This is a genomic window from Actinoplanes sp. NPDC051537 (assembly GCF_055586105.1).
This window is the reverse complement of record NZ_JBVJIU010000001.1, coordinates 256,571-282,539: the sequence shown is the minus strand read 5'-3', so window position 1 is coordinate 282,539 and position 25,969 is coordinate 256,571. Positions and strand designations below refer to the sequence as shown.

Annotated in this window: 21 protein-coding genes and 1 pseudogene; 13 read left to right on the top strand and 9 right to left on the bottom strand. The window is 68.6% G+C overall.

Annotation, left to right across the window (positions count from 1 at the left end; genetic code table 11):
• Positions 1 to 6 precede the first annotated feature (6 nt).
• The 8 genes from ACZ6TB_RS01250 to ACZ6TB_RS01215 all read left to right on the top strand — a co-directional run bounded on the left by ACZ6TB_RS01250 (position 7) and on the right by ACZ6TB_RS01215 (position 9,041).
• A complete protein-coding gene (locus ACZ6TB_RS01250) occupies positions 7 to 411 on the top strand; it encodes a four-helix bundle copper-binding protein (protein ID WP_465549253.1) in 405 nt (134 codons plus the stop codon).
• 109 nt (positions 412 to 520) lie between these two features.
• Positions 521 to 2,422 carry a molecular chaperone DnaK gene (gene dnaK, locus ACZ6TB_RS01245; protein ID WP_465549251.1) on the top strand — a complete coding sequence of 634 codons (1,902 nt, stop codon included), beginning with the start codon at positions 521 to 523 and terminating at the stop codon, positions 2,420 to 2,422.
• A 7-nt stretch (positions 2,423 to 2,429) separates the two neighbouring features.
• On the top strand, positions 2,430 to 3,020 hold the full coding sequence (locus ACZ6TB_RS01240; protein WP_465549249.1) for a nucleotide exchange factor GrpE: 591 nt from the start codon (positions 2,430 to 2,432) through the stop codon (positions 3,018 to 3,020).
• Positions 3,020 to 3,988: a DnaJ C-terminal domain-containing protein gene (locus tag ACZ6TB_RS01235; protein WP_465549247.1), complete on the top strand. Its 969-nt coding sequence runs from the start codon at positions 3,020 to 3,022 to the stop codon at positions 3,986 to 3,988. The genes ACZ6TB_RS01240 and ACZ6TB_RS01235 overlap by 1 nt, the downstream gene beginning before the upstream one ends.
• Positions 3,985 to 4,314 (top strand): chaperone modulator CbpM, encoded by a 330-nt coding sequence (locus ACZ6TB_RS01230; protein WP_465549245.1) that lies wholly within the window; start codon positions 3,985 to 3,987, stop codon positions 4,312 to 4,314. The genes ACZ6TB_RS01235 and ACZ6TB_RS01230 overlap by 4 nt, the downstream gene beginning before the upstream one ends.
• Positions 4,305 to 6,926 carry an ATP-dependent chaperone ClpB gene (gene clpB / locus ACZ6TB_RS01225; RefSeq protein WP_465549243.1) on the top strand — a complete coding sequence of 874 codons (2,622 nt, stop codon included), beginning with the start codon at positions 4,305 to 4,307 and terminating at the stop codon, positions 6,924 to 6,926. The genes ACZ6TB_RS01230 and clpB overlap by 10 nt, the downstream gene beginning before the upstream one ends.
• A 1-nt stretch (position 6,927) precedes the next feature.
• Positions 6,928 to 7,362 (top strand): thioredoxin, encoded by a 435-nt coding sequence (trxA, locus tag ACZ6TB_RS01220; RefSeq protein ID WP_465549241.1) that lies wholly within the window; start codon positions 6,928 to 6,930, stop codon positions 7,360 to 7,362.
• A complete protein-coding gene (locus ACZ6TB_RS01215) occupies positions 7,359 to 9,041 on the top strand; it encodes an FAD-dependent oxidoreductase (protein ID WP_465549239.1) in 1,683 nt (560 codons plus the stop codon). Before trxA ends, ACZ6TB_RS01215 begins: the two co-directional genes overlap by 4 nt.
• A gap of 557 nt (positions 9,042 to 9,598) precedes the next feature.
• Here ACZ6TB_RS01215 and ACZ6TB_RS01210 read toward each other — a convergent pair.
• Positions 9,599 to 10,636, bottom strand: coding sequence for an AraC family transcriptional regulator (locus ACZ6TB_RS01210; protein ID WP_465549237.1), 1,038 nt, complete (start codon positions 10,634 to 10,636; stop codon positions 9,599 to 9,601).
• Between the two features lie 236 nt (positions 10,637 to 10,872).
• Here ACZ6TB_RS01210 and ACZ6TB_RS01205 point away from each other — a divergent pair, with 236 nt between their 5' ends.
• Positions 10,873 to 13,155 (top strand): putative bifunctional diguanylate cyclase/phosphodiesterase, encoded by a 2,283-nt coding sequence (locus ACZ6TB_RS01205; protein WP_465550276.1) that lies wholly within the window; start codon positions 10,873 to 10,875, stop codon positions 13,153 to 13,155.
• 125 nt (positions 13,156 to 13,280) lie between these two features.
• The gene (locus tag ACZ6TB_RS01200) at positions 13,281 to 13,781 is read left to right on the top strand and encodes a hypothetical protein (RefSeq protein ID WP_465549235.1); all 501 of its coding nucleotides are present in this window, start codon (positions 13,281 to 13,283) and stop codon (positions 13,779 to 13,781) included.
• A gap of 7 nt (positions 13,782 to 13,788) precedes the next feature.
• On the opposite strand, the gene ACZ6TB_RS01195 is transcribed toward ACZ6TB_RS01200, so the two are convergent.
• Together ACZ6TB_RS01195 and ACZ6TB_RS01190 are read right to left on the bottom strand one after the other, a co-directional pair.
• Entirely contained in the window at positions 13,789 to 14,007 is a 219-nt protein-coding gene (locus ACZ6TB_RS01195; protein ID WP_465550274.1) for a UBP-type zinc finger domain-containing protein, read from the bottom strand.
• 48 nt (positions 14,008 to 14,055) lie between these two features.
• Positions 14,056 to 14,547 carry a hypothetical protein gene (locus tag ACZ6TB_RS01190; RefSeq protein WP_465549234.1) on the bottom strand — a complete coding sequence of 164 codons (492 nt, stop codon included), beginning with the start codon at positions 14,545 to 14,547 and terminating at the stop codon, positions 14,056 to 14,058.
• 478 nt (positions 14,548 to 15,025) lie between these two features.
• On the opposite strand from ACZ6TB_RS01190, the gene ACZ6TB_RS01185 reads away from it, so the two are divergent.
• Together ACZ6TB_RS01185 and ACZ6TB_RS01180 are read left to right on the top strand one after the other, a co-directional pair.
• Complete coding sequence (locus tag ACZ6TB_RS01185) at positions 15,026 to 16,135, top strand: hypothetical protein (RefSeq protein WP_465549233.1); 1,110 nt, start codon at positions 15,026 to 15,028, stop codon at positions 16,133 to 16,135.
• Positions 16,136 to 17,098: 963 nt separating this feature from the next.
• Positions 17,099 to 18,121 carry a LuxR C-terminal-related transcriptional regulator gene (locus ACZ6TB_RS01180; RefSeq protein WP_465549231.1) on the top strand — a complete coding sequence of 341 codons (1,023 nt, stop codon included), beginning with the start codon at positions 17,099 to 17,101 and terminating at the stop codon, positions 18,119 to 18,121.
• Between the two features lie 172 nt (positions 18,122 to 18,293).
• On the opposite strand, the gene ACZ6TB_RS01175 is transcribed toward ACZ6TB_RS01180, so the two are convergent.
• Positions 18,294 to 19,430, bottom strand: coding sequence for a sigma-70 family RNA polymerase sigma factor (locus ACZ6TB_RS01175; RefSeq protein WP_465549229.1), 1,137 nt, complete (start codon positions 19,428 to 19,430; stop codon positions 18,294 to 18,296).
• 664 nt (positions 19,431 to 20,094) lie between these two features.
• Here ACZ6TB_RS01175 and ACZ6TB_RS01170 point away from each other — a divergent pair.
• Positions 20,095 to 20,490, top strand: coding sequence for a hypothetical protein (locus ACZ6TB_RS01170; RefSeq protein WP_465549227.1), 396 nt, complete (start codon positions 20,095 to 20,097; stop codon positions 20,488 to 20,490).
• Between the two features lie 371 nt (positions 20,491 to 20,861).
• Here the strand turns inward: ACZ6TB_RS01170 and ACZ6TB_RS01165 are convergent, their stop codons facing one another.
• The 5 genes and pseudogenes from ACZ6TB_RS01165 to ACZ6TB_RS01145 all read right to left on the bottom strand — a co-directional run.
• A complete protein-coding gene (locus ACZ6TB_RS01165) occupies positions 20,862 to 22,595 on the bottom strand; it encodes a thiamine pyrophosphate-dependent enzyme (RefSeq protein ID WP_465549225.1) in 1,734 nt (577 codons plus the stop codon).
• Positions 22,592 to 24,202 carry an FMN-binding glutamate synthase family protein gene (locus ACZ6TB_RS01160; protein WP_465549223.1) on the bottom strand — a complete coding sequence of 537 codons (1,611 nt, stop codon included), beginning with the start codon at positions 24,200 to 24,202 and terminating at the stop codon, positions 22,592 to 22,594. The genes ACZ6TB_RS01165 and ACZ6TB_RS01160 overlap by 4 nt, the downstream gene beginning before the upstream one ends.
• A gap of 202 nt (positions 24,203 to 24,404) precedes the next feature.
• The gene (locus ACZ6TB_RS01155; protein ID WP_465549221.1) at positions 24,405 to 25,070 is read right to left on the bottom strand and encodes an SDR family oxidoreductase; all 666 of its coding nucleotides are present in this window, start codon (positions 25,068 to 25,070) and stop codon (positions 24,405 to 24,407) included.
• Positions 25,058 to 25,498, bottom strand: a complete 441-nt coding sequence (locus ACZ6TB_RS01150) for a DUF427 domain-containing protein (RefSeq protein WP_465550272.1) — start codon at positions 25,496 to 25,498, stop codon at positions 25,058 to 25,060. Before ACZ6TB_RS01150 ends, ACZ6TB_RS01155 begins: the two co-directional genes overlap by 13 nt.
• A pseudogene (locus ACZ6TB_RS01145) lies at positions 25,494 to 25,610 on the bottom strand (DUF427 domain-containing protein); the annotation flags it as partial. The pseudogene ACZ6TB_RS01145 and the gene ACZ6TB_RS01150, both read right to left, overlap by 5 nt.
• Positions 25,611 to 25,969 lie beyond the last annotated feature (359 nt).

The following is a 25,969-nucleotide window of genomic DNA, read 5'->3' as shown; positions in this document are numbered from 1 at the left end:
GAGCCGATGACCGACGTGGCAGCCATACTCAACGCCTATCCCGGAGAACGGGCGCAGATGGACGATGACCTGCTGGTCATCGGCATCCAGGAGGCTCTCAACTGCGCCCAGGCGTGCACGTCATGTGCCGACGCCTGCTCGGCCGACTCGTCCGCGGCCCACCTGGCCCAGTGTGCGGGCGCCGCGCTCAACTGCGCCGACATGGCCACCGCGGTGGTGCGGGTGTTGTCCCGATCCACGCCGTACGACGCGCACGTGACCGCCGCCGCTCTGCGGGCCCTCGACGAGGCCTGCCGGGCGTGTTACGGGCGGTGCCAGAAGCACGCCCTGGAGGTCGAAGCCTGTCAGATCTGCGGCGAGGCGTGCCGCCGCTGCGCGCAAGCGTGTCAGCGCCTTCTTCGACAGGGGTGAACCCTGTCCCGGATTGGCAGTCCTGCCAATGGACATCGGATTTCCGGACTGTTGCGATCGAATCAGGACCAAAGGACGGCACGGCCGCAGACAAGTGGAGGACAACACCATGGCACGGGCAGTGGGAATTGACCTCGGCACCACCAACTCGGTGATCGCGGCGGTGGAGGGCGGTCACCCCACAGTGATCCCCAACGCGGAGGGATCGCGGACCACGCCCTCGGTGGTGGCCTTCACCGAACAGGGCGAGCGGCTGGTCGGTCAGCTCGCCCGCCGCCAAGCCATCCTCAACCCGAAAGGCACCATCTACTCGGCGAAGCGCTTCATCGGACGCCGGTTCGACGAGGTGTCCAGCGAGCTGAACGCGGTGACGTTCGACGTCGTGGCCGGCCCGGACAGCGCCGTGCGATTCACGGTGCGCGACCGGCAGTACGCGCCCGAGGAGGTCTCCGCGCTGGTGCTGCGCAAGCTGGTCGAGGACGCCTCGAAGTTCCTGGGCGAGCGGGTCACGGAGGCGGTCATCACCGTGCCCGCGTACTTCAACGACGCCCAGCGGCAGGCGACCAAGGACGCCGGACGTATCGCCGGCCTCGAGGTGCTGCGCATCATCAACGAACCCACGGCGGCAGCGCTGGCGTACGGGTTGGACAAGCGCGAGCACGAGACGGTGCTGGTTTTCGACCTCGGAGGCGGCACCTTCGACGTCAGCCTGCTCGACGTCGGCGACGGCGTGGTGGAGGTGCGCTCGACCGCGGGCGACACCCACCTCGGCGGCGACGACTTCGACCGGCGCATCGTGGACCACCTGGCCGACGAGTTCCAGCGCAGCGACGGCATCGATCTGCGCCGCGATCCGCAGGCGCTCCAGCGGCTCTTCGAGGCGGCCGAGCGGGCCAAGGTAGAGCTCTCCTCGGTCAGCCAGACCACGATCAACCTGCCGTTCATCACCGCGGACGCCAACGGTCCCAAGCACCTCAACGTGACTCTCACCCGGGCGACCTTCGAGCAGCTCACCGCGGATCTCGTAGATCGCTGCCTCGGGCCGGTCGAACGGGCCATGGCCGACGCGAAGGTCACTGCCAACGACATCGACGAGGTCATCCTCGTCGGCGGGTCGACCCGCATCCCGGCCGTGCAGAAACTGGTACAGCGGCTGACCGGGGGCAAGGACCCGAACATGACGGTCAACCCCGACGAGGTCGTCGCGCTCGGTGCCGCGCTGCAGGCCGCGATCATCAAGGGCGAGGTCAAGGATGTCCTGCTCCTCGACGTCACCCCGCTGTCGCTCGGCATCGAGACCATGGGCGGCGTGATGACCAAGATCATCGAGCGGAACACCACCATCCCGGCACGCCGTACGGAGACCTTCAGCACCGCGGCCGACAACCAGCCCGCCGTCGATGTCGTGGTGCTGCAGGGGGAGCGGGAACGCGCCGCGGACAACCGGGTGCTCGGACGGTTCCGGCTGGAGAACATCCGGCCCGCTCCGCGCGGCGAACCGCAGATCGAGGTCACCTTCGACGTCGACGCCAACGGCATCCTCAACGTCTCGGCGAAGGACAAGGACACCGGCGCCGAGCAGCGCATCACCATCAGTGAAAGCTCGAACCTGGACACTTCCGAGATCGATCGGATGGTTCAGGACGCCGAGCGCCACCGCGATGAGGACGTCCGTCTTCGCGAGATGATCGATGCCCGCAACTCGCTGGACTCGGCCGCCTATCAGGTCGAGCGGCGACTGGCCGAGCTCGGCGACGCGGTGCCGGTTCACGAGAAGGGCCGCGCCGAGATGCTGATCGGCGACGCGCGGCAGGCCATCAAGGACGAGGCGCCGCTGGATCGGCTGCGGTCCCTGACCGCCGAGCTTCAACAGGTGTACCAGAGTCTCGGCGTGGGCGGCGACGGCGCCGGTGCGGGCGCCGGGGCCGGGGCCGCCTCCTCGCAGGGCGGTCCGGGCAGTCCGGGTAGCCAGGACGACGACGTCATCGATGCCGAGTTCACGACCGGGTGACCTGGCGATGAGTGAACAGGAGCAGCGCCGGACGGCGGTCGGTGAAACCTCGCGACCTGGGGCGAGTTCGCCGTCCGGCGAATCCCGCCCGGAGGGCACCGGCCGGACCGATGCCGGCCAGACCGGCACGCGCGCGGCGCCCGGTGCCGCCGACGAGACCGAGGACCTGCGCACCAGGCTCGCCCAGATGGAGGACCGCTGGCGGCGGGCGCTGGCCGACTTCGACAACCTCCGGAAGCGAGCGGCCCGGGAGTCCGCTCAGCAGCGGGACGACGAGCGAGCCGCGGTGGCCGCGCGGTGGCTGCCCGTACTCGACAATCTGGAGTTGGCCCTACAGCATGCCGACGCCGACCCGGCGTCGATTGTCTCCGGAGTGCAGGCCGTCCACGAACAAGCCCTCGGCGTCCTCGCCGACCTGGGATTCCCCCGTCGCTCGGACGTGAACGAGCCGTTCGACCCGAGCCGGCACGAGGCGGTGGCGACGATGCCGGACGCGGAGGCGAAACCGGGCACGGTGCTGCGCGTCGTCCGGCCCGGGTACGGCAGTGACGAACGACCGCTCCGGCCGGCCTCGGTGGTCGTGGCGAAGGGCACCTGATGGCACCGTCCCGCGACTTCTACGAGACGCTCGGCGTGCCGAGGGACGTCGGCACCGAGGAACTGCAGCGGGCGTACCGCAAACTCGCGCGCACCTACCACCCGGACATCAACAAGGATCCGGGGGCGGAAGAACGGTTCAAGGACATTTCCGAGGCGTACGACGTGCTCTCCGATCCGGAGCAGCGGCGCCGCTATGACGCCTTCGGGCCGGACTTCCGGCAGGTGCGGGCGGACACCGATCCTCAGGCCTGGGCTCGCGCCCGGGCTGCCGCGGGCTCGGGCGGTGCCCGCCGCGGCCGAGGAGGGGCGCGCCGCGGCGGCGCGACCGCGGAGGATGTCCTGTTCCAGTCCGGCGGCGTCCACGACATCGATCTCGAGGACTTGCTGGGCGGCATGTTCGGTGGTGGCCGAGGCGGCTGGGGACCGGTGGCCGGAGCCGACCAGGAGGCCGAACTTGAGCTGTCGGTGGAGGAGGCCTATTCCGGCGTGCGTCGCAGTGTGACGCTGTCCGGTCCGGCCGGCACCCGGACGCTGGAGGTGACCATCCCGGCCGGGGTTACCGACGGGCAGCGGATCCGCCTGGCTGGTCAGGGCGGTCAGGGTAGCGACGGCGCGGCGCCGGGGGACCTGTACCTGCGGGTCCGGCTGGCGCCGCATCCGCGCTACCGGGTGGACGGCCGGGACATCAGCGTGAACCTGCCGCTCGCCCCCTGGGAGGCCGCGCTAGGCACCTCGGTCGCCATCGACACGCCCGGTGGCGAGGCGAAGGTCAAGGTCCCGGCCAGCACTTCCAGCGGCCGGCGGCTCCGGCTGCGTGGCCGTGGGTTGCCCCATCCGCGTGGCCGCAACGGTGACCTGTACGCCGTGGCCCAGATCATGGTGCCGCCCAAGCTCGGCGACGAGGAACGGCGGCTCTTCGAGCAGCTCGCCGCCACATCCACTTTCGACCCTAGGCGGCAGTCGTGACCTACCCCCTTGCTCGAAGGCCGGGCCCGTCCACCGGACGACTGGATCTGGTCACGTTCAGCCGCGTCGCCGGGATCCACCCGGAGATGACCCATCGGCTCGTCGCTCTGGGACTTCTCGAGCCGGTCCGCGACTCTGCCGGCGAGCCGTGGTTCCACCGCGACCAGGTGCTCGCGGTGGCGCGGATTCGGCGCCTGCGCGCCGGGCTGGGCCTCAACTACTCCTCGCTCGGGCTCGTCGCCGATCTGCTCGACCGGGTCGCCGACCTCGAGCGCCAGCTGCGTATGACCTCCCTTCGACGTACCGGGGGAACCCCGTGGATCTGAACCGCCTGACCCAGAAATCGCAGGAGGCCCTGCACGACGCGCAGACAAAGGCGCTCCGGTACGGCCATACCGAGGTCGACGGCGAGCATCTGCTGCTGGCCCTGCTGGACCAGGCCGAAGGGCTGGTGCCCCGGCTGCTCGACGCGTCCGGCGCCGACGCCCGCGCGGTGCGGGCGAAGGTGGAGGCGGAGCTGAACCGGCGGCCTCGCACCAGCGGTCCGGGCGTCGCGCCCGGCCAGGTCTATGTGACCCAGCGGCTGTCCCGGCTCTTCGACTCCGCGGAACGCGAGGCCAAACGGCTCAAGGACGAGTACGTCTCGGTCGAGCATCTGGTGATCGCCCTGCTCGACGAGGGCTCGGCGACCGCCGCCGGCCGGCTGCTGGGCGAGGCGGGGCTCACCCGCGACGGCTTCCTGCAGGCTCTGACGAGCATCCGCGGCAATCAGCGCGTGACGTCCGCGATGCCGGAGGTCGCCTACGAGGCGCTGGCCAAGTACGGCCGGGATCTGGTCGCGGACGCGGCCATCGGCAAGCTGGATCCGGTGATCGGGCGGGACGGCGAGATCCGCCGCGTCATCCAGATCCTGTCCCGTAAGTCGAAGAACAACCCGGTGCTGATCGGCGATCCGGGCGTGGGCAAGACGGCCATCGTGGAGGGGCTCGCTCAGCGGATCACCAACGGCGATGTTCCGGAGGGTCTGCGCGACAAGCAGGTCTTTGCTCTCGACATGGGATCGCTGGTGGCTGGCGCCAAGTACCGCGGCGAGTTCGAGGAACGTCTCAAGGCGGTGCTGTCCGAGGTGAAGGCGGCGGAGGGCCAGATCCTGCTGTTCATCGACGAGTTGCACACCATCGTCGGCGCCGGCGGCGCCGAGGGCGCGATGGACGCCGGCAACATGCTCAAGCCGATGCTCGCCCGTGGTGAGTTGCACATGATCGGCGCGACGACGTTGGACGAGTACCGCAAGCACATCGAGAAGGACGCGGCGTTGGAGCGCCGCTTCCAGCCGGTGCTCGTCGAGGAGCCGTCGGAGGAGGACGCCATCTCGATTCTGCGCGGATTGCGGGAGCGGCTGGAGGTCTTCCACGGTGTGAAGATCCAGGACGCGGCGTTGGTCGCCGCCGTTGTCCTCAGCAACCGGTACATCTCCGACCGGTTCCTGCCCGACAAGGCCATCGACCTGGTCGACGAGGCGTGCGCGATGCTGCGGACGGAGATCGACTCGATGCCTGCCGAGCTGGACGAGCTCACCCGGAGACTGACCCGTCTCGAGATCGAGGAGGCGGCGCTGTCGAAGGAGGACGACCCGACCAGCGTGGCCCGCCTCGACCAGCTCCGCAAGGAGCTCGCCGACCGGCGGGCCGAGGTGGATGCGCTGCGTGCCCAATGGGACGCCGAACGACGGGCGCTGAAACGGGTTCAGGAACTGCGTCGTGAGCTGGAGCAGATCCGGCTGGAGGCGGAACAGGCCGAGCGCAACTACGACCTCAACCGCGCCGCCGAGCTGCGCCACGGCAGGTTGCCCGACGTGGAGCGTCGGCTGCAGGCCGAGGAGCAGCGGCTTGCCGAGAAGCAGGGCGGCAAACGGTTGCTGCGTGAGGTCGTCACCGAGGCGGAGATCGCGTCCATCGTGTCCCGCTGGACCGGCATACCGGTCAGCCGCTTGACCGAAGGTGAACGCGAGAAGCTGCTGCGGCTGGACCAGATCCTGCACGAGCGAGTGATCGGGCAGGACGAGGCGGTCCAGCTGGTCACCGACGCCATCATCCGGGCTCGCTCGGGCATCAAGAACCCGCGCCGTCCGATCGGATCGTTCATCTTCCTCGGCCCCACCGGGGTGGGCAAGACCGAGCTGGCGCGGAGACTCGCGGCCGCTTTGTTCGACACCGAGGACAACATGGTCCGGATCGACATGAGCGAATACCAGGAACGGCACACCGTGAGCCGGCTCGTCGGGGCGCCACCCGGATACGTCGGCTACGAAGAGGGTGGGCAGCTCACCGAGGCGGTCCGACGCAAGCCGTACTCGGTGGTGCTCTTCGACGAGATCGAGAAGGCGCACGCCGACGTGTTCAACACCCTGCTGCAGGTGCTCGACGACGGACGTCTCACCGATGCGCAGGGCCGCACCGTCGACTTCCGCAACACCGTGATCATCATGACCTCGAACATCGGCTCGCAGTATCTGCTCGAGGGCATCTCCGACGCCGGTGAGATCAAGCCCGAGGGCCGCGAGCTGGTCATGAGCGAGCTGCGGCGGCACTTCCGGCCCGAGTTCCTCAACCGGGTCGACGACATCGTGCTGTTCAAGCCGCTGACCCAGGCGGAGATCGAGCGCGTCGTCGACCTGATGTTCGATGAGCTGCGTGAGCGCCTGGCCGAGCGGCGGATGACGCTGGGGGTCACCGACGAGGCACAGCGGTTCATCGCCCGCCAGGGCTTCGATCCGGTGTACGGTGCCCGGCCGTTGCGCCGCTTCATCGCTCGCGAGGTGGAGACTCGCATCGGCCGGGCGCTGCTCGCCGGGGACGCCCAGGATGGCGCGGTGATCCGGGTGAACGTGATCGACGGCGAGTTGACCGTCACCTACGAGAACCCGCTGGAGAAGTGACGTGGACAGCAGGGTGATCGAGTGCTTGAACTGCGGGCGCAAGAACCGGGTCCCCGCGGCCGCCGAGGGCTTCCCGCAGTGCGGCAATTGCCGCCAGCCGCTGCCCTGGATCGCCGAGGCGGGCGACGACGACTTCGGCGACGTGGCCGAGCGGGCGAACATCCTGGTCCTGGTGGACATGTGGGCGACCTGGTGCGGCCCGTGCCGGCAGGTCAGCCCGGCGCTGGAACAGGTGGCGCGCGACCTGGCCGGCAAACTCAAGCTGGTCAAGGTCGATGTGGACAGGGCGCGGAAGGTGTCCGAGCGGTTCACGATCCAGGCCGTACCCACCCTGATCCTGATGCGCGACGGCAAGGTGGTGGCGCGCCGGGCCGGCGCCGCCCCCGCCTCGGCCCTGCGCAGCTGGACGGACGAGGTCCTCCGGAGCCAAGCATGAGCCCGCGGGAGGAGCGGCTCTCCGAGACACCGGACATGGCCGGGGCTTATCCCCGCCTGTCCGACGAGCAGATCGAACTGCTGAGCCGGCGCGGCGAGAAGCGGCCGCTCCAGCCGGGTGACGTGCTTGTCGCCGAGGGCCAGCGGGACCGCGACTTCTTCGTCGTGCTGTCCGGCAAGGTCGCGGTGATCGAGGGGTACGGCACCCCGAAGGCCCGGACGGTCCGGGTACACGGCCCGCGCCGGTTTCTCGACGAACTCGGCCTGCTCACCGGGCAGCCGTCCTTTGTCTCATTGGTCGCGCACGAACCGGGCGAGGTTCTCGCGGTGCCCCTGCCCGGGCTGCACGAACTGGTCCGCGCGGAGCCCGACCTCGGGGACCTGATCCTGCACAGTTTTCTTACCCGCCGGGAACTGCTGATCGGCGGCATCACCGGCATCAAGATCGTCGGTTCGCGGTTCAGCCCGGACACCCGGCGCCTGCGCGAGCTCGCCGCCCGCAATCGGGTGCCGCACACCTGGATCGACCTGGAGGAGGATCCGGGCGCCGAGGAGCTATTGCGTCGGCTGTCCATCAGCGCGAAGGACACGCCGGTGGTGATCTGGCGGGACCGGGTGCTGCGCAACCCCTCGAACGCGGAACTGGCCCGGGTCGCCGGCCTGCGTCGCTCCGCCGCGGACGAGGCGATGTGCGACGTCGTCGTGGTCGGCGCCGGGCCGGCCGGCCTCGCCGCCGCGGTGTACGGCGCCTCCGAAGGACTCGTGACGGTCGTCCTCGACGCGGTGGCTGCCGGCGGGCAGGCCGGCACGTCCTCCCGGATCGAGAATTATCTGGGTTTCCCGGCCGGCATCTCGGGGGCCGACCTGGCCGACCGGGCCGTGGTGCAGGCGAAGAAGTTCGGCGCCGACCTCAACGTTCCGGCCGAGGCGGTACGCCTCGGATGGCACGACAACGACCAGATCGTGCACCTCGACGACGGGACACAGTTGCGAACCCGGACGGTGGTGATCGCCACCGGGGCACGGTACCGGAAACTCGACGTGCCGCGCCTCGCGGAGTTCGAGGGCACCAGCGTGTACTACGCCGCCACGTTCATGGAGGCGGTCTTCTGCGAGCGACAGCCGGTAGCGGTAGTCGGCGGCGGCAACTCGGCCGGCCAGGCCACGGTCTTCCTCGCCCGGCACGCCGCGCAGGTACGGCTGATCATCCTGCACAACGAGCTGGACCGCGACATGTCCCGGTACCTGGTCGACCAGATCGAGCGGCTGCCCAACGTCGACGTGCTGCGCCATACGGAGATCACCGAGCTGGCCGGCGACGGCGGCCGGCTGCAGGCGCTGGGCGTGCGCAACACCAGGACCGGTGAGCGGCAGGAGCTCCCGGCGAAGGTGTTGTTTGTCTTCATCGGGGCGCAGCCGTGCACCGGCTGGCTGGCGTCAGGTGTCGCCCTGGACGAGCGCGGTTACGTCCTGACCGGAGCACAGGTGTGCGCCGACGCACCGCAACCAACGATGCTCGAGACCAGCCGCCCCGGCGTCCTCGCAGTCGGTGACGTCCGCAGTGGCTCGATCAAACGGGTCGCGTCCGCGGTCGGAGAGGGCGCCATGGCCGTCCGCCTGATCCACGGGCATCTTGGCAGGTTCGGGATTGCCGCCGATCGGCGGCGCTCTCGCATATGACATCCGGAAGGAAACTATCGTGTCGGAGACGCTCAACCGTCAGAGATAGGCGGTGGCCCTGCGCGTCGTCGCCGCAATCCTGTTCGGCGTACTCGCTATCGTCTGACCTAGTATCACCGCGTTCGTCCTGCTCTGGATGATCGCCCTCGGAACAAACGACCCAAAGCCTCAGCCACCGGCATATGGTTGCCTACCACCTCGCTGCCGCCGAGCGCCATGCGCGGACCACGCCATGACCGACCCGGCGCCCCGCAACTTCCCCTCCCGAGCCGAACGCGAGGCACTCGACGCGGTGTCACGCTGCTGATGGCCGGCCTGCGTCTGCGCCAGCGGTGACGTCACCGATCCAGGTCGTCTCGGCCAAGTCATGTCCTCCACCAGCGACGGCGCGCGTGGTGGCACGGAGGACACGCCCATCCCACACTGCAGCAGGCTGACGAGAACCTATGAGATCCGGTCATTGCGGAATGGGCACCCGCTCGCGGGGGAGTGGCCGGCACCGGACGGGCACTATGGCCGATGCGCGGGAAACCAGCTCTATGCAGGCGGGTTCCAGATTATGACTGTCGTCGCGGGACGTTGTGTACCGCTCGTGGGCCGGTGGAGGCGTTGAGCGTTTGGGACGGTGGCACGCCGTACCGTGCACGGTAGGAGCCCGCGAAACGTCCGAGATGTGTGAATCCCCAGCCGTGTGCGATGTCGGCCACCGTCGTCTGGTCGGGGTCCGCCTGCCGAAGCTCCTCGTGGGCGCGGTCAAGGCGGACTTGACGCAGGTACGTAGTGGGCGAGATGCCGACGTATCGCTGGAAGCCCGCCTGCAGTGCCCGTTCACTTAGGCCGGTTATGTCGGCGAGTTTGGCGATGGTGATCGGCTGCTCGGGACGGCTGTGCAGAACCTCGATCGCCTGTCGTATCGCGCGGGGCGCTGGGTATGGTCCGCCGGGCATGGCTAGCCGGTCCCGGTACGGGTGGTCGCCGGCGAGTAGCAAGCCTCGCAGGAGCATCTCCTGGAGGGGCTCGGCGAGGAGCGGATTCTGCATCAGGCCGCGGTTCTCGCCGAAGGCGTCCGCGGCGAGCATGCGGACCATATTGGTCCAAGTTCGGCCGGGGCCGTGGGTCTGATCCAGCTGGCGGCTCAGCGCGATCGGGGAGCCGACGGGGGTGTCGAGCATGCGGGCCAGCTGCATCTCGAGGGCGCTGCGGTCGATCTTTACTGCCAGTAATCGGCAGTCGCCGGTCCACCGGTGGAGAACGGTGTCGCCGACGGGCTGGAACACCGCCCCGCTGGTTTCGGTGGCAACCTGGGGCTCGTCTCTGCCCTGCTGCCATTCGAGCCGGCCGGACAGGAGCACGTCGACGTGGTAGGCGCCGAGTTCGTGCAGCCTCAGCTTGAGGTCCGTGCCGAAGCGCACGTCACCGATTGTGACCGGGCCGAGATTGGTGACCCGGAGCTGGGTGTCAAGGCTTTCCGACGGCTCCAGCATGTCGACGAAATTGGAGTAGAAGTGCTCGGCGAGCACTAGCCGGGTCTCATCCAGGTCAGAGCTGTGAACTGTGACAGCGTGAGCGCCGTCATCGGCATCGCTCTCGAGCATACCGTATCACCTCGCCGCTACTACTATATTCGGTAATCGGATGGTGGTTCTCTTTCCGTGTGGGTAAGAGGGTATTCACATTTGCTGAGTTTGCGCGGGCCGCCTTTGGTGTGCCGATCACTCGGCTATCCGGAAACCGAAGGCCCCGATCCGGTCCCCGTAGTGAGCTGTTTTACAAAGCTGGGCGACTTCGTACTTGGGCTCAGATGTCGTTGTGGTGAGGCCGATTGCTGGTCGTGCGACTTACGCGGATTTGGTGCTGGTGGCTCGCCGCTGGTGTGCTGACGACGACTTGGTATTTTCTGCTGCCTTCCTCGTCGCTCATCGCGCGGGTCTGCTACAACGTCATTGGCCTGGCGGCTGCGGTGGCCGTCCTCGTCAGTGTGCGGCTGCATCGGCCGCGTCGCCCCGGCATGTGGTATTGGTTTGCGTCTGGGCAGGTCGTTTCGGTGCTCGGCGACATCACGTACGACTATTACCTGTACGGCCTGGGCAGCGTGCCGTACCCCTCCGCCGCCGATGCCTTCTACCTTGCCGCCTACCCATTGCGCGTCATGGGTTTGCTGCTGCTGTCCCGCCATCGCCGTCGCGGCGGTGAGATTAGTCACCTGATCGACGCGGCCGTCGCCGCCATTGGGCTTGGCCTGGTGCTCTGGACGTTCATCTTGCATCCGACCGTGGCCGACCGCTCGTCCATGGCTCTGGCTCGTGCGATCAGCACCGTATATCCCCTAGCGGACCTGCTGTTGATAGTGATGCTGGCGTGGCTGTTCACCGGCCCGCGTAGCCGCACTCCTAGCAACAAGTTGCTCAACGCCGCCGCAGCGACTTTGCTGGCAGCGGACATCAGCTACTCCGTGCTGATTTTCTACTTCGATGCCGACCCGTTTGCCCTGGATGCGATGTTCGTCGCCTCCACTCTGCTCTGGGCGGCGGCCGCCTTGCACCCTTCGATGGCGGCGGATCCCGGCGTCGTGCGACCCCCGAACCCTGAACAGAGTGTGGCCCGCTTGTGCGCACCCGCCGCGTGCTCGCTGCTCGGGCCGGCGCTGCTTTTGACCCCGTACGCCGGGAAGAACACCGTCGACCGCACGGTCATCGCCTGCGGCGCCATCGTCCTTATCCTGCTCACCGTCGCTCGGATGGCCCTGATCCTGACGCAGCTGAAAAGGCAGTCACAGGACCTGGAAATGCTCGCCATGCAGGACGAAATGACAGGTCTGGCCAACCGGCGTCGATTCGAGAGCGCATTGCGTGTGGCGATGGCCGACGGCCCGGCTCGGGTGGCCTTGCTCGGCTTGAACGGTTTCAAGAATGTCAACGACGAACTCGGACGGTCGGTCGGCGACCGGGCTCTTCGTGCCCTCGGCCAACGGCTTGCGCGGACGGTGCCGGGCGATGCTCTGCTTGCCCGGATGGGCGGCGACGAATTCGCCGTTCTGCTACCCGGCAGGGGCGCCCAGGAATCCGGCGCGCTGGCCACGGAACTCGCCGCCCAGCTGCGCGAACCGATTCACGCGGGCGGCCACGATCTGCTCGTGGGCGTCGGTATAGGTCTCGCCGAGGGCGAGCGCGACGACCCGATGGAGGTGCTGCGCCGGGCTGAGGCAGCAATGTCCGCGGCCAAGAGAGCGGGGCAGGCATACCGACATTGGGAGCCGGCGTTGGATGAACAGTCGACGGGGCACGCCAAGCTCGGCGCCGAGATGCAGATCGGTTTGGACGCCGACCAGTTTCGGGTGGTCTACCAGCCGATCGTGGCCTTCCCGCAGGGCCGGGTCGCCGCCGTGGAGGCGCTAGTGCGCTGGGATCACCCACAGCGAGGGATGGTCAGTCCGGCGCAGTTCGTGCCCGTGGCCGAGCAGAACGGCCTCATTTTCGAACTCGGTGTGTGGATTTTGCGGACGGCCTGCCGGCAAATGGCACGGTGGCGGGCCGAACTGGGCGCTAGCGCACCCGACAAGGTCAGCGTCAACGTCTCCGCCCGTCAACTCGCCCGGCCCGGCTTCGCCACGACTGTCGCGGACATCTTGGCCGAGACGGGACTCTCACCGCAGTACCTTGCCGTAGAGATTACCGAGACTGCCGTGTTCGAGGGCGGCCAGGCGGTCACCACGTTGCACGAACTGCGCAAGCTCGGCGTACGGATCGCGCTGGACGACTTCGGTACTGGGCATTCGTCACTCGGCCTGTTGCAGACCGTGCCGGTCGACATCCTCAAAGTCGACAAGTCGTTCGTCGACAATGTCACGGAGGCCGGCCGGCACAGCGTGATAGCGGAGGCGCTCATCCAGATAAGCACCGGACTCGGCATGACTGCGGTCGCCGAAGGTGTCGAGACCGCCGAGCAGGCCGACGCGCTCTATCGGCTTGGCTACACACTGCTGCAGGGTTACTACTTCAGCAGTCCCGTCGCCGAGCCCGATTTCGGCCGCGGGGACACGGCGATCGACGGCGTGACGGCTGTCACCGCCGCCGGTCGGGCACGCCCCGGCTTGCAGGACGCGATCGTGCGATGAACGTTTACTCGCCGGGCGGGTGAGCCCGGCTCATCTCGACGGCCCTGACGCTGGGGACCTCTATCGGCCGCAGGGAGAACAACGTCGTCCCGCAGATCGGGCTCGCCTGGCGCTACGCCGCCGATGTGCGGCACTTCCTGCGCACCGAATGGAAGCGGGTGCGGCCGGTGAGCGGCTGGGGCCGTGTGCTCTCCGACGATCACCTGGACGACGACCTCGCGGCCACCTGGCGGATCGAGCGGGGCGTGCGGCGCGACGACGGAGTGGATCTTCTCGATCTGCTGGAGGCCACGCTCGGCCCGATCGCCGGCGTAGAGGCGCACGGTGACCGGCCCGGCTGGATCGGCCTCATGCTCGATCACCTGGTCGGTCATCACAGCGAGGCCTCCGTGTCGGCTACCGTGCCACGCGGAATCCTCCGTGCCGACGTCGAAGTCTTCGCGCCGGGAGGTGCAGCGGCGCTCGGCTGCATCGGCGTCGTCGGGCCGGCCGCGTACCGCACCATGTACGCCGAGTTCGCCGCCGCGGTAGAGCGGCAGGTAACGCCGGCATTGGACGTCGAGCACGGGCTGCATCTGCAGCGCGTGATCGAGTCAGCCGAAACCGGCAGCGCATTCTGCGCTTGACTGGATTTCAGACGTAGGCCTCATGGACGAAGCACCACCGCCAGCCCTCGCCCGGCTCGAACGACCGGACGATCGGGTGCCCCTCCGTCTGTGCGTGATGCCGAGCGTGTCGGCCCGGGGACGCGTCGCAACAACCGACGTGCCCGCAGGTCAGACACAATCGCAGGTGAACCCACGGGATGCCGAGTGCCAGGCACTCAGCACAACCCTGTGGGGTCTGCGGCACGACCGGCCGGATCAGGCTGATGTGAGGATCAACCGTCGCGGTCACGGGTCAGACCTCCGCGAGGAGGCGTTTGTCGTCGACCGCCAGGTACACCACCGAATCCTGCATCCGGTCGCCGCCCGTGGTCACGGACCCGTTCAGCCGCAGCTCGCTCTGCAGGTCCCGGCCCACCACGGAGATCTGTTCGGGGGGCAGGCGGGCCTCGACGAGCCGCTCGACCGCCCATTGCGCCGTGTCGAAGTCAGCGAAGACGGCGATAACCGCTTGCTGGTTCGCGCTGACCGGGGCGCTGTCAGCGGCCGGCACGTAGGTGCCGGCCGTCGCGAGGCCGCGGGTTTCCGGGGCGGATCCGTGGCGATCGTTGAGCGTGTCCGCGGCTGGAGACCAGATGAGTGCGCCGCCAGCCTGCAGAGGCTGCTGGAAGATGCTGTCGAAGATGTCTGTCATTTGTTCCTGGAGGCTCTGGAATTCGGCGAACGGGTCGATGCGACGGGCGGGCGGTCCGGCGGCGCCGCGGTAGCGAGCGGGGGTGGTGGTCACGAGGTACCGTCCCTTCGGCTACGGACAGCACTGCGCTGCCACGTCCGAACGGTCGCCCCTGTCCGGGTGAGACCGGCTCACCCGGACGGGGCGATTCGGGCGGTTCACATGGCCGCACCTACGGCGTCCCGCGGTCACGTCCGGCAACGTGGTGTAAGAGTGTGATGGGTGTGAAGCGGGCTTTGCCGGTGGCCCAGGCAATCAGCGTCCGCTGGGCCGTTCCGGTTCCGGCACGCCTACGCTCGCCACAACTGCACCGCCCCACTTCCATGCCGCAGCCCGCGACCACGTGCGATGCCGACGCGACGGGCGGCGACCCGACCGGAGTTCCTCCGCGCTCCGAAACGACTACTCCGAGGTCGTCGGTCAAGCGCCCGCTGCGCCGACCGGAGCAGCAATACCTGATGCGCCGAGGCAGGTGTGTGCCGGAGCAGGGAACGCCGATGCGGGGATTGCCTGCTAGGAGTGAGGAGCTCCGATGACAGACCGTGAACGGGACCGCGCGGAGATCGTCGTCGGGTTGGTGGCGACCCCGCCGGACTATCCGGCGCGAGTGACGGCGCGGCTCACCGCCGAACTGGCCGGCCGGCTCGGCGAGCGGGTCGACCCGGGCGTGCGGTGGATCGTCCGGGAAGGCTGGGGTGAGGTGGCGCCGCGGCGCGACGGCGGCGTCGAGGCGCTCCTTGACGATCTTGCGAGCCGGCGCGCCGACGACCGGTGGGACATCGCGATCTGCCTGACCGACCTGCCGCTGCACACCGCGCGGGTGCCGCTGGTCGCGCATGCTTCCGCCCGGCGCCGCGCCGCGATGGTGTCCCTGCCCGCGCTGGGACTGCGCCAGTTACGAGGGGTCCGCGCGATCGTCCCGGATCTGGTGGGCCGGCTGCTCACCGACGCTTCCGACGAGCGGGTGCCGATGGTCGGCTGGGCACCGGCCGAGCTGGCCGGCCGGGTCGCCGTCATCCGCCGGATGGTCGGCGGGAGCAACGACGGGGAGCTCGGCTACGTCGCCTCGCGATTGATCGGCCGGGTGCGGCTGTTGATCGGGATGGTCCGGGCCAACCGTCCGGGCCGTGCGCTCCTGGGCTTGTCGAAGCTGCTGGTCGGCGCGTTCGGTACGGCCGCGTTCGCGCTCACCACCAGCACCATCTGGCAGATGGGCGATGCGCTCGGCGCACTCCGCCTCGCCGTGATCATGGTGCTCGGGCTGACCGCGCTGGTGGCGTGGCTGATCGTCGCGCACGACCTGTGGGAGAAACCGGACCGGCAGACGCCGGCCGAGCTGGCCCGGATGTTCAACTTGGGCACGATTCTCACTCTCACCCTGGCCACGGCGGCGTCCTATGCAATGCTCTTCGCCGGAACGGTGCTTGCCGCGGCGCTGCTGATCGATACGTCCGTGCTGGCACAGACTTTGCAGCGGCCGGTCCACTTCACCGACTACTTGACGCTTGCCTGGATCATCAGCTCGCTGGCCACCGTGGGCGGCGCGATAGGCTCCGGGCTGGAGAACGAGGAGACGGTGCGGGCCGCCGCTTACGGCTACCATCCCGAACCCGCCGGCTGGCGGGACGAGACGGACGGGTAGCACGGCTACGATCCGCGACCGAACCGCCGGCGTCAGCTCGGGGTCACCGCCGCGCCGGCTCGTCTTCCGCGCACCGTATCGCTAGCGCAGTTCGTGCCCGACAGCGGCACCATGACCGCCGGCTCAGCCTCTGAGCTGCCGCTGTTGCAGCGCATACAGCAACCCGGACGACGGCCCTACCAGCAGGATTGCGGCCGCCACCACCGCTGCGAGGACGGCCAGCGATGACTCGGGCGGCGACCGTGCCGATCGCCGTGTGGGCGCCCACCAGGTACGGGCACTGAGCGACGCCCCATGCCACGACGATCGCGGCGACTGCCAGCGCGGCCAGCTCCCGGACCAGGCGGGCCGCCACCCGGGGAACACGGCACCGGCCGTTCGCTGACGGGGATCTCCGGTACCGAAGCGCGAAGGCGCTGCCACACAACACGAAACCCAGTACGCGGGGGCGTCGACACGACTGGCAAGGGCAACGGCATTTCGCGCCATCTGGCTTTTTGGGCCACGCACGCAAAACGCGTCACGGCGCGGGGAAGGCCACGAACCAGCAAGGCGGTGCGTGATGACGGCGCATCGGCCGAGCACCATCAGAACCGGAGGCGGCATGAGTCGAGAGCCAGCGCGGAGGCGCAGCAAGAACACCGATCCCGCCGCTTGCGTCGCGGAAAGGATGTTCGGCCATTTGGTCGGCGGTATACAGGTACCCGCACCTCATCGGCGAGACGGTGCCTTCGTGAACCGCTCGCTGGTTTTGCGTCCAGGCAGTGTCACCTGCGGCGGTACCTGCGGCTGTCGCCGGATCGGATCGAGGGGGATGACAACTACGCACCGCGGGTGATCGCGCACCGGCTTTGGCCCGTGTCGGTCCGTCGGCAAATGATAAAGAAACCGGACAACTGCAAGAAAGTCGTCCGCGCACGCTGAACGGCCGATGCAGTTGCGGCCGTCGGAGGATGGAGAACTGTGCCGGAGCCCATGATGAGCGCGGTGGTATTCGCGGCGGAGATCAACCGGATCACTACTGCCGGTGGCCCGCCAGGCGAACTGGTGAGCCTGTGGGATCCGTTGCGCGCGATCGTGCCATTCTCGGCGGCCTGGCTGGGTGTGCTGGACACCCGTGGCCGGCGTTTCTTGACCGCCGGCGCGGTGGGCCATGACGTTGCGGCGCGGGCGTACATCGAGTCGCGAGGATTCTGCGCAGCGGTGGAGTCGTCCGGCGTGCTGCGAAGTCGCCACCCGATGTGCCTGCGGAACGGCGGACGGCCACCGGCCTATCGTTCCCTCGAAGGGCCTTGGTGGCCGGCCGGGAAGCACAACGGCATCGGGATGCCGCTGATCGCCATGGACGGACGACCGGTCGGCCTGCTTGTTCTGGTCACCGACGCGACCGGTCAACCCAGTGACGCCGACTGCAACGTGATCGGCAAGGTGGCGCCAATGATCGCCGCGGCGATCGATCCGATGACCTCGATCATCGGTTTGGCCGGTCTGGTCGGCGACGCCCGTGCTTCGGCGGTGGTCGGCCCGGGTGGTGCGGTACACCCGTTGCCCGGGTCACCAGTGCATCCGCTGCTGGCCACCGGTTGCCAAGTGGTCGCCATTGCGTCGAATCGCCTGCGGGCCCACGGGAGCCCCATTTCCTTCCTATGCCCGTACGCGACGCACGAGACTGACGACTACCTCCGCATCACGGTGATCGCCTGTCCGCCGATCCCATCGTCGCCGTTTGCCGAGCTCGTGATCGTGTCGCCGCCTGGCGATCTGTACGGTCTCACCCGGCGCGAGCTCGAGGTGCTGGGGTTGGTGATCGACGGCTCGACCAATCGGCAAATCGCCTCGGTTCTGTTCATCACCCAGCGCACCGTCGCGGCCCATCTGGAACACATCCGATCCAAGCTCGACGCGCCGACCCGCACCGCGGCCGCCGTCCGGTCGCTGGACCACGCCTTGTACATCCCACCTCACCTGGCCGGCCCGGACGACTGACTCTCGGCACGCGGTCACCTGCTCCGGTCTCGCGCGGGCCGGTGAGCAGGCGCCGCGCATCACCCCCAGCCATCGGTTGGGCTACAGCGCGTGCTCCGGGACTGGTCCTGTCAACTGAATCATGGCTGGCTGGAAGGCACCCAGCAGAGTCCGGCTCATCGGTCCGGCCCATCTACGGGTACGGCAGAGCGGTGGTCGGTGGTTCGTGGCTGGCCAGGATGGACTCCAGGTGTGGCGGCAGGCCGACCATGGTCATGGTGACGTGGGACCGCGACGCGGCCACCTGGGCGTCACGTAACACCGTAGCGCCGGTAATGTCGATGTGGAGCACCCAGGTCAGGTCGACGTCGAGCCGGCCCTGTTCGGCGGCCAGCGAGACCGCTGACTGTAGCCGCCGGGACAGCCGGTCTGCGGTGTGCGCGTCGATGTCACCCTCCACCTGGACGTCGACCGATGTGTCGCTCTGCCGTATCTGCACCTTCATGGTCTCCAGCCCGTAGTACTCGTGCACGTTGTTCCACGGCGGTGGCGAGTCGCTGAGCAGGGCCATCCGCAACCACGCCAGGCCGCGGCGGATCAGCCGCGACACGTGCATCTGCGAGATGCCGAATTCCGTAGCGATCTCCGATTGTGTCAGGTTGCCGTAGAACCGCAGGATGATCAGGCGCTGGATCTGCGGTGACAGTTCGCGCATCAACTCGGCCAAGGCGAGCCGATCCGGGATGTTCTCGAGCGTTGCGTCCGGTTTTCCGATCAGGTCAACAAGTTCTACGCCGTCGTCGCCCAGCGACGTGCTCAAAGACATCGGAGTGCGCCCAGCCGTGCATAAACGTGCGTTGCGCACGTCGTGCTCGTCCACCTCGAGATGCTGGGCGATCTCAGGGGTGGTAGGCGTCCGGGACAGAGTCTGGGTCAGTTCTGCGGTGGCGTGACCCACGTCCATGGACAGGTCTTGCAGCCGCCGGCTGACGTGCACGCCCCAGGTGCGGTCCCGGAAGTGGTGTTTCACCTCACCGGTGATGGTGACGAATGCGAAGGCGGTGAACGAACCGCGCTCTGGGTCGTATCGGTCGACTGCCCTGACCAGACCGAGCCGGGCCACCTGACGAATATCGTCCAGCGGTTCGATGCGTTCCCGGTAACGCGATGCCAGCCGATCCGCGAACGGAATGAGACGGCTGATCAAATCGTCGCGCAACAAGCGTCGGTGATTCACATCGGAACACACCCAAGCAGTGGCGTACTCCGACGCCGCGTCGTCCAGGTCCTCTGTCTCGGAAAAGGGTTCTTCCTGGTGTCCTCCGTGCATCCGGGACTCCTCGCTGCGCCGCCGGATGACGCGGCTATTCGTGCGTGATGCCTAGGGCCGAAGGCCTCGCGATACGGTCCGCACCGACGCGATCCGCCTTCCATCACCCCGACCTTCCGACACTAGTACGGGCCGTGAAATCAATCAACGGCGCCAATCAAACGTTCATCTTCCGTGTTCGCCCTTGATCCAGGGCTGGGGCCGCGCGGTGGTCACCATCCATTGTCCTCAATGCCGTATCGGTTCGGACGCACGTTGCCGATCGGTGACGATGAAATTCAGCATTGTTCGGAACCAGCGTGATCATGTACGCGCAGCCCAAGAACGGAATTCCTGAGATCGGTCAAGAGGACGCGTGGACCTGCTACCCGGAGCGAGACCTCCAAGATCGCGGTGCAGACCCCGGCCGGTCGGCGGCCCGCCCCGTTTCGAGTGGGACGACGGGCACCCGGGGCCCGCCCTACTGGAACGCGCCCCGTGGCTCGCGCACTTCCGACGCTGCCCACTGACCACCTGGCCTTGCGTGAACCGCAGCACTCTCTGACCTGGGCAGTTCTGCCAATCGACGACGGGGGGCGGAGGCTGCTGGGATGGGGCGAGAGGAGGGAGCAAGATGTCACGACGCGTACGGGTCCGGAATGTGCCGGGGCGCCTTACGACCGGGGTGTTCCTCGTCAACTCAGGCCTGTCCAAGCGGCACACAGACGACGACACCGCGGCCGGTCTGCACGGCATGGCGACCGCGGCCTATCCGTTCCTTCACTCAATATCACCGCAGCGATTCGTCCGCTTGGTCTGCGCCGTTGAACTGGCGCTGGGGACCGCATTGCTCGTTCCCGTAGTACCCGCCGTCGCGGCCGGCGCCGCGCTGACGGGCTTCTCAGCCGGTCTGCTCGGCCTTTACCTTCGCACCCCTGGACTGCGGGAGGAGGGCAGCATCCGCCCGACCCAGCAGGGAATGACCATCGCCAAGGACGTCTGGATGTTCGGCATCGGTCTCACCCTGCTCATCGATGGGCTCGGCGACGATGAGTGCTCACCGCACGGGCTCCGACGATGATCCCGATCAGCGCCGACCGCTGGATGCGGCAATAAGTCCGTCGAGGGTTGGGGTGCGGGCCGGACGACGGAAGGCCCAGCGCATGCGACGGTTGTCAGCCTTGGTGCACCCCTCGGGGCAGGGGCGGGATGGGGTATCCGGTTGCGCTGGGCTGACCCTGACCGGGGCAAGGCACAGTGGGCCATAGCCACGGGGTGATTGCCCTGGGCGCCGCGGAGCTCACCAACCGACGAGTGGTGCCGCCGCGGCTGCCCGGCCGGCAGGCCCGGATCGCCCCGCCCAGGTCGGCGCACCCGAGCCTCCGCCGGTGCCGGGCGCTCCGGGAGCCGCTCGGTGCGGCCGCCGTGATGGTGGTTCGGCGGGAAGAGCGGTCAGCCCCGGTCGCCGGGGCTGATGATGCCTTCCTTGATCTTGGCGATGGCGAAGCCCCAGGCATCGGCGGCCGTGGTCTTCGGCGGCAGCGAGATCTCCTCGGGATTGGTGATCACATCGACCAGGACCGGTCCCGTCGCCTCGAAGGCCTCGGCCAGAGTGCCGGGCAGCGATTCGGGATCGGTGATGCGGAAGGCGGTCAGGCCCATCGCCCGGGCCACCGCGGCGAGGTCGGGGTTGGCCAGCTCGGTGCCGAATTCGGGCAGGCCGCCCTGCTCCTGCTCAAGTTTGACCATGCCGAGGCGGCCGTTGTCGAACACGATCAGCTTGACCGGCAGCTGATGACTGACCGCGGTGAGCAGATCGCCGAGCAGCATGGTCAGGCCGCCGTCGCCGCAGAAGGCGACGACCTGCCGCCGGCGGTCGAGGGCCTGGGCGCCGAGCGCCTGCGGCATGGCGTTGGCCATCGATCCCAGGTTGTACGAGCCGAGCAGCCGCCGGGTCCCGCGCATGGTCACGAACCGTGACAGCCAGACCGTGGACATGCCGGTGTCGGTGGTGAAGACGGCGTCGTCGGCGGCCAGCGCGTCGACGGCCGCGGCGAGGGCTTCCGGCCGGATCCGGTCGTCGGTGTTGTCGAACGTCGACCGCAGCTTGCCGAGCAGGCCGTGGTCGTGATCCGGATCGACGAGACGGTTCTGCCGCTGCCGCCACGCGGTGTATGCCTCGCGTGCCTTGTCCAGGTGGGCCCGGTCGGTCTTCGCCGACACCCGGGTGAGCAGGGCGGACACCGTCGCGTGGGCGTCGCCGACCAGGCCGGCGTCGACCGGGATGCGCCGGCCGATGTGTTCGCGACGCAGGTCGATCTGGACGGTGGGCGTGCCGGCGGGCAGCCATTGCGGGTAGGGGAAGTCGGTGCCGACCATCAGCAGCAGGTCGGCGGCGTCGAATGCCTGCTTGGAGGCGGGGTTGCCGATCAGGCCGCTCTGCCCGATCTCGAACGGGTTGTCATGCTCGAGGCGTTCCTTGGCCTTCAGCGTCAGCACCATCGGGGCGCTCAGCCGCTCCGCGAGGGCGAGGACCTGCTCGCGGGCCTCCCGGGCGCCGATGCCGACGAGCATGGTGACGTTGCCGGCTTGGTCGATGAGCTTCGCCGCCCGCTCGAGGTCGGCCTCGCCGGGCGCGGTGCCCGCCGGCCGGGTGATGAACCGCGGGCGCGGGGTGTGCTTCGGCAGTTCCATCGAGCCGACGTCGCCGGGCACCGTCAGAACGGCTACCCCCGGGGTTGCGTAGGCGGTTTGCACGGCCTGTTCCAGCAGGCGCGGCATCTGCTCGGCCGAGGTGACCGTGCGGCAGAAGCCGGCGACGTCGCGGAACAGGGCGTCGTTGTCGACCTCCTGGAAGAAGTCGCTGCCGAGTTCGGGCAGCGGCACCTGCCCGCAGATGGCCAGCACCGGGGCATGCGACTTCTTCGCGTCGTAGAGGCCGTTGAGCAGGTGAATCGAGCCCGGCCCGACCGTGCCCATGCACACCCCGAGCGTGCCGGTGAGCTGAGCCTGGGCGCCGGCTGCGAACGCGGCGACTTCCTCGTGGCGTACGCCGATCCATTCGAGGCGGTCCTCGCGGCGGATCGCGTCCGTGATCGGGTTGAGGGCGTCCCCGACCACGCCCCAGACGGTCGTGACGCCCAGGTCGGCCAGGGCCGTGACGAGTTGCTCGGCGATGGTGGTCACTTCCAGGCTCCCGTTCGGTTGGGTGCGGTGGTGAAGCGGTCCGGGTCGGCGGCCGCCCAGTCGGACGCCCAGTCCTTCGGCGCCTCGGCCAGCAGTTGCCCGGGTTCGAGCCAGTCGTAGAGCTCGTCGTAGGTCTTGGTGGTGGCGTGGTCGATGCGGCGGTGCAGCATGGCCGGGGTCAGCTCGTGCGGGCCGTGCAGCCCCATCGCGGCGATCAGTTCCTGCGCCTGGGCGACCGTGGCCTGCTGAAAGCGGTGCACCCGCTCGCTCTTGTCGGCCACGTCGACCGCCCGGGCGCGGCGCGGGTCCTGGGTGGCGACGCCGACCGGGCAGCGGTTGGTGTGGCACATCTGCGCCTGGATGCAGCCCACCGCCATCATCATCGCCCGGGCGGCGTTGGTGTAGTCGGCGCCTTGCGCGATCCTCTTCACCACGTCGATGCCGGTGGTGACCTTCCCGCTGGCGCCGATCCGGATCCGGTCCCGCAGGCCGGTGCCGGTCAACGCGTTGTGCACGCCGATCAGCCCGTCGGTCAGCGGGACGCCGACGTGGTCCTCGAACTCCAGCGGCGCCGCGCCGGTTCCGCCTTCCGAACCGTCGACCACGATGAAGTCGGGCGTGATGTTCTCGGCCAGCATCGCCTTGCAGATGGCCAGCAGTTCCCGGCGTGAACCGACGCAGAGCTTGAAACCGGTCGGCTTCCCGCCTGCCAGTTCCCGCATCCGGGCGATGAACAGCACCAGCTCACGGGGCGTGTGGAAGGTGTGGTGGGCGGCCGGGCTGACGCATTTCTCGCCCTCGGGCACGCCGCGCGCCTGGGCGATCTCCTTGGTCACCTTGGCCGCCGGAAGTACTCCGCCGATACCCGGCTTGGCGCCCTGGCTCAGCTTCAGCGACACACACTTCACGTTCGGGTGGGCGGCCTTGTCACCGAACATGCCGGGGTCGAAGGTGCCGTCCTTGGTCCGGGCCCCGAAGTAGCCGCTGCCCAGCTCCCAGATCAGGTCGCCGCCGCCTTCGAGGTGGTAGTCGGTCAGGCCGCCCTCGCCGGTGTCGTGGGCGAAACCGCCGGCCGCGGCGCCCCGGTTGAGAGCGCGCAGCGCGTTGGCACTCAGCGCGCCGAAGCTCATCGCCGAGACATTCAACAACGCCATGTCGTACGGCTGGGTGCAGTCCGGGCCGCCGACCCGTACGCGCGGTTGTTCCTCGGGCGCTTCCACCGGAGCGGTCGAGTGCACGACGTATTCGTAGCCGACCGCGTTGACGTCCCGCTCGGTGCCGAATGCCTGTTCCCCGTGGATGCCCTTGGCCCGCTCGTAGACCACCGAGCGCACATCGCGGTCGAACGGCCGGCCGTCGAAGTTGCGTTCGATGAAGTACTGCTGAATCTCCGGCCGGATCTTCTCCAGCCCGAACCGGGCATAGCCCAGCAGCGGGAAGTTCCGCAGCACCGAATGCCGGCGCTGCACCAGGTCGTAGACGCTCAGCAGCAGGAGCAAGCCCAACACGACGACCGCCACCAGCCACCACGCCGACACCGCGACCATCGCCCACCCGGCCAACCCCGTCAGAATCAACAGGCCGACCGGGACCAGCAGTCCGACCATGACAACCACCGCGTCCTCGCCGCTCAACCCCCGATTTCGTACGAGGGTGTGTTCGCGACAGCAGTTGCCCGGCCAGGTGACTCGCCAACCACTTTGTCAAAACTGTCGAATCAGCGGCCCGTCATGTTGTCCGAGCCCGAACGGGATCGAGCAGCCCGAGCCCGGCGGCGTCGGCTGCACGACCTCGAGGCGTGTGTCCCTCTCAGGCCAGCACCTCTCCACCGTCCACGACCAGGGTGGTGCCGGTGGTGAAACCGCTGGTCAGCGCATATATCACGGCCCGCGCGACGTCGTCGGGCGTACCTACGCGGCGGGCCGGGCTGGTGGCCGCGCGTGCCTCGAACAGTGCCGCCTTGCGCGCATCGCCCAGCGCGTCGTAAGCGCCGCTGTCGATCGTGCCGGGCGACACCGCGTTGACCCGGATCGGCGCCAGCTCGACGGCCAGCGCCCGGGTGAGCGCGTCGACACCACCGTTGGTCGCCGAGACCGCGAGCATGCCCGGAGACGGTTTGCGGGCGGTGGCGCCGGAGAAGAGGACGAAGCTGCCGTCGGCCGGCATCCGCGGCGCGAAGTGTCTGGCAAGCAGGATCGGACCCAGCACCTTGGTCGAGAGCGACCGCAGAACGGCGGCCGGTTGCAGGTCGGCGAGCGCGCCGCGGGCCCGGGCCGAGGCGGTCGACACGACGTGGTCGACCGCGCCGAGTCGTTCGGCGAGTGCGGCCACGCTCGCCTCGTCGGTGACGTCGACGGTTTCCCGGGTCGCGGTGATGACGGTTCCACCGGCCTCACGCACCGCGGCCACCACGGCCGCGGCGATCCCACCCTCGCGGCCGACCACCAGCACCGTACGGTCTTTCAGGCTTTCCATTGCCCTGTCCTCTCATGCATTTCGTCGATGCCGAGCCCGCGGTCGAGCCCGTGCGGGGTGACGGATTGGCCGGGTTCGAGATGCAGCCGGGCGCCGTCGAGAAACACCTCGACCCGGTCGGGCTCGAAGGAGAAGTGGCCGCCGATCCGGGTGACCTCCGGCAATGCCTGCGGATAGCACCAGACCGCCGGCGCCTTTGAGCCGATGTCCCAGTAGCTCGCCAGCCCCTTGTAGGGGCAGAAGGTCGGCGTCCTCCTCGAAGAAGGCGTCCATCGCCCGCCACGCGAACGCCACCCGGTCGCGCAGGTCGCCGCCGGGATGCTCCGAGGCGGCCCGTTCGGCACGCGTGTTTCCGGCGGCGACGGTGAACCACGCGGTGGCTCCGAGGTCGCGGTGCCGGGTGGTCCGGTCGGTCGGCACGAGCGCATCCGCACGGATCGACCCGCGCGGGAAGTAAGCCACCGGGTAGCGGCCCGGCTCGTGCAGCAGCACCACGTCTTCGCTGTCCGCGATCCAGTCCCCGCCGAAACGCACCCGCATCCGGCGACGCAGCCGCTCGGCGAACGGCAGGCGTCCGGGCAACGGCTCCGCAGTGAGGAAGCGGCCGACCGGCCCCGCGGACAATGGACCCTGCTGCCAGGCGAGTCCCATCCCTCTAACCTCCTCAACGTATTATGAGGGTTAGAGGAAAGCGGGATTTGTTATAACCTGTCAAGAAGCAAATGGAGGTTAGGCAGCGAGAGGACGACGGCGACCTGCCGCTCGCGCTGCTCGACAGCGCACCGGTGGTGAACGACACACCCACCAACCGGCCCGGCGACCATCGCGCCGCGCGAGCAGGTCGCCGGCGATGCTGCACCGACACGCTGCGGGACGCCCAGGGTAAGAAGGTTGCGGTG